The sequence below is a fragment of the Clostridia bacterium genome, assembly GCA_019683875.1.
Classification (GTDB): domain Bacteria; phylum Bacillota; class Sulfobacillia; order RBS10-35; family Bu92; genus Bu92.
In genome coordinates this window covers 1-6,748 of the sequence record JADGHN010000098.1, presented here as the reverse complement: position 1 = coordinate 6,748, position 6,748 = coordinate 1, and the positions used below count along the sequence as shown (strand labels likewise).

The 6,748-nt window shown below is 69.2% G+C and carries 6 protein-coding genes; 5 read left to right on the top strand and 1 reads right to left on the bottom strand.

Features of this window, described 5'->3' with window-relative positions; all coding sequences use genetic code 11:
* The 4 genes from IRZ18_07830 to IRZ18_07815 all read left to right on the top strand — a co-directional run.
* Positions 1-1,124: ABC transporter substrate-binding protein (locus tag IRZ18_07830; GenBank protein MBX5477012.1), on the top strand; the 1,124-nt coding region annotated here is incomplete at its 5' end.
* A 99-nt stretch (positions 1,125-1,223) separates the two neighbouring features.
* Positions 1,224-2,093: an ABC transporter permease gene (locus tag IRZ18_07825; GenBank protein MBX5477011.1), complete on the top strand. Its 870-nt coding sequence runs from the start codon at positions 1,224-1,226 to the stop codon at positions 2,091-2,093.
* A 4-nt stretch (positions 2,094-2,097) separates the two neighbouring features.
* On the top strand, positions 2,098-3,021 hold the full coding sequence (locus IRZ18_07820) for an ABC transporter permease (GenBank protein MBX5477010.1): 924 nt from the start codon (positions 2,098-2,100) through the stop codon (positions 3,019-3,021).
* 45 nt (positions 3,022-3,066) lie between these two features.
* Positions 3,067-3,996, top strand: coding sequence for an acetamidase/formamidase family protein (locus IRZ18_07815; GenBank protein ID MBX5477009.1), 930 nt, complete (start codon positions 3,067-3,069; stop codon positions 3,994-3,996).
* A 187-nt stretch (positions 3,997-4,183) separates the two neighbouring features.
* Here IRZ18_07815 and IRZ18_07810 read toward each other — a convergent pair whose 3' ends face one another.
* Entirely contained in the window at positions 4,184-4,663 is a 480-nt protein-coding gene (locus IRZ18_07810; protein ID MBX5477008.1) for a chromate transporter, read from the bottom strand.
* A 313-nt stretch (positions 4,664-4,976) separates the two neighbouring features.
* Here IRZ18_07810 and IRZ18_07805 point away from each other — a divergent pair, with 313 nt between their 5' ends.
* On the top strand, positions 4,977-6,659 hold the full coding sequence (locus IRZ18_07805) for a CTP synthase (GenBank protein ID MBX5477007.1): 1,683 nt from the start codon (positions 4,977-4,979) through the stop codon (positions 6,657-6,659).
* Positions 6,660-6,748 lie beyond the last annotated feature (89 nt).

Here is a 6,748-nt window from a genome sequence, read left to right as displayed (position 1 = left end):
TCCAGTTCAAGCTCTCCGCGCCGGACGTCACCTTCGGCAACAAGATGGCGCTGAACTTCGCGTTCATCGTGCCGAAGGAGGAGGTCCAGAAGTGGGGCGACGACTTCGGCCACCATCCGGTGGGCACGGGCCCCTTCGTGCTGAAGGAGTGGACGCCCGGCCAGCGGCTGGTGTTCGAGAAGAACCCGGACTACTTCAAGCCGGGCACGCCGAAGCTTGACCGCGTCGTGATCCGGGTCGGCGTCGAGCCGTCCGTGGCGCTTCTGCAGCTGGAAAAGGGCGAGATCGACATGATGGGCGACCCGATCCCGACCGCGGAGCTCGCGCGCGTGCTGAACGACCCGGCCTGGAAGGACCGCATCACGCGGGCGCCGCAGGTCAGCACCATCTACATCGCGATCAACACCCGGGTGAAGCCGTTCGACGACGTGCGCGTGCGCCAGGCGCTGAACATGGCCATCGACAAGGAGCGGATCATCAAGCTGCTCGGCGGCCAGGGCACCGTGGCGAACCAGATTCTGCCGCCGCTCATGCCGGGCTACGACAAGGACTACCAGGGCTACCCGTACGACCCGGAGAAGGCGAAGCAGCTTCTGGCGGAGGCCGGCTATCCAAACGGCTTCGAAACGACGATGGAGTGCCTGGACGTCGACCCGCAGCCGAAGCTCTGCGAGTCGTTCCAGCAGGACCTGGCGAAGATCGGGATCAAGCTGAACCTCAAGACGCTTGAGGCCGGCACGATGATCGCGGACGGCGGAACCGAGGGCAAGGTGCCGCTCATGTGGTCCGGCGGCCTGGCGTGGATCCAGGACTACCCGGATCCGGACGACTTCTACTCGCCCATCCTCGGGTGCGGCTCCGCGGTGCCGGGCGGCTGGAACTGGGCGTGGTACTGCAACAAGGAGGTCGACGCCAAGGCGAAGCAGGCCATCGGCATGACGGACCGCGAGGCGCGGCTCCAGATGTACAGGGAGATCTACCGGAAGCTGATGGACGACGCCGTGTGGGTGCCGGTCTACAACGGCCAGTACATCATCGCCCACTCGGATCGGCTCGTGGGCAAGGTTAACGACTTCGCCCACCCGGAGCACACGATCCGCTACGAGAATCTCGACAAGAAGTAGGCGGGCGTTCCGCGCGGGGATCGGCCGCCGGCCGGTCCCCGCGCGTCCGCGCGTTCCGGCGCGGCCCGCGGACGGCTCGAAAGCGAGGTGATCTGCCCGGTGGCGACGCAATGGCGCGCGGCATGGCGGCGCTTCGCCCGCAACCGCTTCGCGCTGGCCGGCGGCGTGATCGCGCTGCTGCTGGTGCTCGTGGCCGTGTTCGCGCCCGTGCTCGCGCCCCACGATCCCGCCGAGCAGTTCTCCGACGGCCTCACGGCCCAGGGGCTTCCCGTGCCGAGCACACTGCCGCAAAGCACGAAGTTCATCCTGGGCACGGACCAGTTGGGGCGGGACCTGCTCAGCCGCATCATCTGGGGCGCGCGCGTGTCGATGACCGTCGGCGTGCTCGCGAACGCCATCGCGGTGGGCGTCGGGTTGCTCGTCGGGTCGGTCGCCGGCTACGTCGGCGGCCGCACCGGCGACGTTCTCATGCGCATCACCGACATCGTGATGGCGTTTCCCACGCTGCTCCTGGCCGTGGCGCTGGTGGCGATCCTCAAGCCCAGCCTGTGGGTCATCATCTTCGTCATCGGCGCCGTGTACTGGACATGGATCGCGCGCGTGGTGTACGGCGAGGTGCGCGTGCTGCGGGAGGCCGAGTTCGTCCAGGCGGCCCGCAGCCTGGGCGCCTCCACGCCGACGATCCTTCTCCGGCACATCCTGCCGCACCTGATCCCCACGGCCATCGTGTGGGGCAGCCTGGGCATCGCGACGAACGTGATGCTCGAGGCCAGCCTGAGCTTCCTCGGCATCGGCGTGCAGCCGCCGACGCCGAGCTGGGGCGGCATGATCCAGCAGGGCCAGAACTTCTACCGCACGGCGCCGTGGCTGATCGTCTACCCCGGGCTCGCGATCATGCTGACGGTGCTCAGCTTCAATCTCTTGGGCGACGGTCTGCGCGACGCGCTGGACCCGCGGCAGAAGAGGTGACGTCGTGGCCACGTACCTCGTTCGACGCCTGCTGATGGCGCTCACGGTGATCGCCGGCATCTCGGTGATCACGTTCGCCATGATCTACTTCCTGCCGACCGACCCGGCGCGCATGTACGCCGGTCCGAACGCGTCCGTCGAGGCGGTGGCGCGCATCCGGCACCAGATGGGGCTCGACCAGCCGCTTTGGGTGCAGTACGGCCGCTACGTGGAGCGGGTGCTGCAGGGCGACCTCGGCTACTCGTACAAGCTGCAGATGCCCGTCACGCAGGCGATCCTCAGCCGGCTGCCCTATACCCTCGAGCTCATCTTCGCCGCGATCCTCGTGGAGCTGGCGCTGGGCGTGCCGCTGGGGGTGCTCGCCGCCCTGCGCAAGAACACGTGGGTGGACGGGCTCAGCACGCTCGCGGCGCTGATCGGGGTGTCCTCGCCGCCCTTCTGGCTGGGCCTCCTGTTCCTCTACGTCTTCGCGTTCAAGCTCGGCTGGTTCCCGCTCGGCGGCGCGGGCGGGCTCTCGCACCTGATCCTGCCCGCGCTGACGGCCGGCCTGGGCGGCGTCGGCTGGTACGCGCGCATGGCGCGCTCCAGCACGCTGAACGTGCTGGACGCGGACTACGTCCGCACGGCGCGGGCGAAGGGCCTGCCCGGCTGGATCGTCGTCGCGCGGCACGTGGTGCGCAACGCCCTGAACCCGATCGTGACCATGGCCGGGCAGGACATTCCGTGGTTCGTGGGCGGCGTCGTCGTGGTGGAGATGGTCTTCGGCTGGCCCGGCATCGGCCGGATGGCCGTCGACGCCATTCTCATGGACGACGTGCCGCTCATCCTGGGCACGGTGACGTTCACCGCCGTGCTCGTCGTCCTGAGCAGCATCCTCGTGGACATCGTCCAGGCGCTGCTCGACCCGCGCATCCGCCTCAACGCGTGAACCTGCGGACGCGCACGTCCGCGAACGTCAAGGAGGTCGATGGACATGGCGGAGCACAGGCACACGATCCATCAGCACCAGCACCACTTCGGCTGGGACAATTCCCTGGAGCCGGCTCTGGAGGTGGAGCCGGGCGCCCTCGTGGAGTTCGAGGTGGTCGACGCCTCCGGTGGCCAGCTCTCGCCGCGCTCCACCCGGGATGACGTCGCCACGCTCGATTTCGGCAAGGTGAACCCGGTCTCGGGCCCGGTCTACGTCAAGGGTGCGCAGCCGGGCGACGCCTTGGAGGTGGAGATCGTCGACTTCGGCCCCGTCTCCTGGGGCTGGACGGCGATCATCCCCGGCTTCGGGCTCCTCGCGGACGAGTTTCCCGACCCATACCTGAAGATCTGGGATCTCTCCAAGGGGCGCGCGGAGTTCGCCGACGGCATCGAGATCCCGATCCGGCCGTTCCCCGGCACCATCGGGGTCGCGCTGCCCGAACCCGGCACGCATTCCATCGTCCCGCCGCGCCAGAACGGCGGCAACATGGACATCCGCCACCTGACGCGCGGGACGCGCCTCTACCTGCCGGTCTGGGTGGACGGGGCCCTCTTCTCCGTGGGCGACACCCACGCCGCGCAGGGCGACGGCGAAGTCTGCGGCACGGCCATCGAGGCGCCGATGACCATCGCGCTGCGCTTCCGGCTGCACAAGGGCAGGAACCTGGCCGAACCCCGCTACGTGGTGCCGGCCGGAAAACCGGAGACCGATCCGAAAGGCTATTACGTGACGACGGGCTTCGCGCCGGACGTGTACGAGGCGGCGCGCAAGGCCGTGCGCTACCAGATCGAGCACCTGCAGGAGGAGTACGGGTTGAGCCGCGAGGAGGCGTACGCGCTCGCCAGCGTGGCCGTGGACCTGCGCATCAGCGAGATCGTCGACGCGCCCAACTGGCTCGTCTCCGCCTTCCTGCCGCTCAGCATCTTCAAATAGCCGGACTTGGCGGCTGGGCGCCGTCGCATCCCCCGCGGCGACACACGGCGCCCATCGACAGCCGCCGCTTGCTCCACGGCCCCGCCGGCCGTCTCGCCGGCGGGGCCGCATCCGTTCCATCGCCCTGTGCCGCGCGCGGCGGTGTGCCGCGGAACCGCGGAACCCGGGCCGCCGGCAACCGGGCCGCCTACAGCCGCAGGATCGCCCCCAGCGCCAGTGCGCCGGCGATCACGAACGCCGGGTTCACATTCAGGAAGAACAGGAGCACGGCGCTCGCCGCGCCGATGATCCAGGTCCAGCTGCTGGGGAACGACTTCAACCCGATGTCGTAGGCGACCTGCACGAGCAGCACGACGACGACCGGCTTGACGGCCGTGAGCGCGCCGGCCACGTACGGCGTGTCCTTGTACAGCTGGTACACGCGGAAGAGGGCGATCATGGCGATGGCGGTCGGCCCGAAGGCGCCGAGCAGCGCCGCCGCCGACCCGGCCACCCCGGCCACCTTGTACCCGATGTAGGCCGCCAGCTTCGTCGCGATGGGGCCCGGCAGGGCGTTGCCGAACGCGAGCGCGTCGGCGAAGCCGGAGTCCGTCAGCCAATGGTGGCGGTCCACGACCTGATCCTTGATGAAGGGGACGACGCCGGGCCCTCCGCCGAACCCGAGCATGCCGGAGGCCGCGAACGCGAGAAACAGGTGCCAGAGACGAAACCAGAAGGCGTCGGTCAACGGGCGGCTCCCTCCATATCCATTCAGGTTATTGCGCGACGACACCACCCGCTTCCTGTCGACCGCGCCGTTGACCGCCGCTGCGGCCAACCCTAGAATGGACGTGGGCGCTCCGTTTTCGCGAGCGCGCGTACGCCCACGAAATCCTGCATCAGGCTTTGCGTGGCCCCTCTTGGTGGCAGAATTCTAGTGATCGCTGGCGATCTCTAGAATTTTTTATTGCCGCCGCACCGATGGATCGGAGGAGCACACCTTGGCCAAATTCATCTTCGTCACGGGCGGCGTCGTTTCCGCACTCGGCAAGGGGATCACGGCCGCGTCCATCGGGCGCATCCTGAAAAGCCGCGGCTACCGGGTCGCCATCCAGAAGATCGACCCCTACATCAACGTCGACCCCGGCACCATGAGCCCTCTCCAGCACGGCGAGGTGTTCGTCACCGAGGACGGCGCGGAGACGGACCTCGATCTCGGCCACTACGAGCGGTTCATCGACGAGAACCTCACCCGCGACCACAACATCACCACGGGCCAGGTCTACCTCTCCGTGATCGAGAAGGAGCGCCGCGGCGAGTACCTGGGCGGCACGGTGCAGGTCATCCCGCACATCACGAACGAGATCAAGCGCCGCATCCGGCGCGTGGCGGAGTCCTCGGGCGCGGAGATCGTCATCGCCGAAGTGGGCGGCACGGTCGGCGACATCGAAAGCCTGCCCTACCTCGAAGCGATCCGCCAGATGAAGCACGACATGGGCCGCCAGGGCGTCGTCTACATCCACGTCACGCTGGTGCCGTACATCGAAGCGGCCGGCGAGCAGAAGACGAAGCCCACCCAACACAGCGTCAAGGAGCTGCGCAGCATCGGCATCCAGCCGGACATCATCATCTGCCGCAGCGAGAAGCCGCTGCCGGCCGACATGCGGGAGAAGATCGCCCTCTTCTGCGACGTGGAGCCGGAGGCGGTCATCGAGAACGTCGACGTGGACACGATCTACGAGGTCCCCCTGGCGCTGGAGGCGCAGGGCGTGGGCGAGCTCATCCTCGAGCGCCTGGGCCTGGAGGACCCCGCCCGGCGCGCGGAGGCCGGCTCGAGCGCCAACGGCGCCGCCCCGCGCGCGGAGGGCCTGGACTCGTGGCGCCGCATCGTCCACGCCATCAAGCACCCCTCGCGCCGCGCGGAGATCGCGATCGTCGGCAAGTACGTGGCCCTGCACGACGCGTACATGAGCGTCGTGGAGGCCCTCGTCCACGCCGGCGCCGCGAACGACGCGCGCGTGGACATCCGCTGGGTGCACGCGGAGGACGTCGAAAAGGCCGGCGCCCCGGAACTCCTCGACGGGGTCCACGGCGTGCTCGTGCCCGGCGGCTTCGGCGACCGCGGCATCGAGGGCAAGATCCGCGCCGCCCGCTACGCGCGGGAGAACGGCGTGCCGTACTTCGGCCTCTGCCTCGGCATGCAGGTGGCCGTGATCGAGTTCGCCCGCCACGTGCTGGGCTGGGAGGACGCCAACAGCACGGAGTTCAACCCGCGGACAAGCCACCCCGTCATCGACCTGATGCCCAGCCAGGAGGGGCTCGTCAACACCGGCGGCACGATGCGCCTCGGCGGCTACGAGTGCGAGCTGGAGCCGGGCAGCCTCGCCCGCGCTGCGTACGGGCAGCCGTCCGTGGTGGAGCGCCACCGCCACCGCTTCGAGTTCAACAACCGCTACCGGGACGATTTCGTCCGCGCCGGGCTGCACCCCAGCGGCATCTGGCGCGGCGGCAACCTCGTGGAGATCATGGAGCTGCCGCAGGACCGGCACCCTTGGTTCCTCGGCACGCAGTTCCACCCGGAGCTGCGCTCCCGCCCCAACCGTCCGCACCCGCTGTTCCGGGCGTTCGTCGCCGCCGTGCTGGCGTACAAGGCCTCGGGCGAGGGCGCGATGGTCGCGCACTGACGCGACGGCGCGCGGCGAAGCGGGCGACGGGCGCGCGGGCGGCACGGCCGACGCAGCGGCGCGGCGCCGCCCGCCCTTCCGCCCGTCGC

Coding starts and splice junctions, on each gene's coding strand:
- IRZ18_07815 (MBX5477009.1), top strand. CDS start 3,067: ATGGCGGAGCACAGGCACACGATCCATCAGCACCAGCACCACTTCGGC.
- IRZ18_07810 (MBX5477008.1), bottom strand. CDS start 4,663: ATGCTCGGGTTCGGCGGAGGGCCCGGCGTCGTCCCCTTCATCAAGGAT.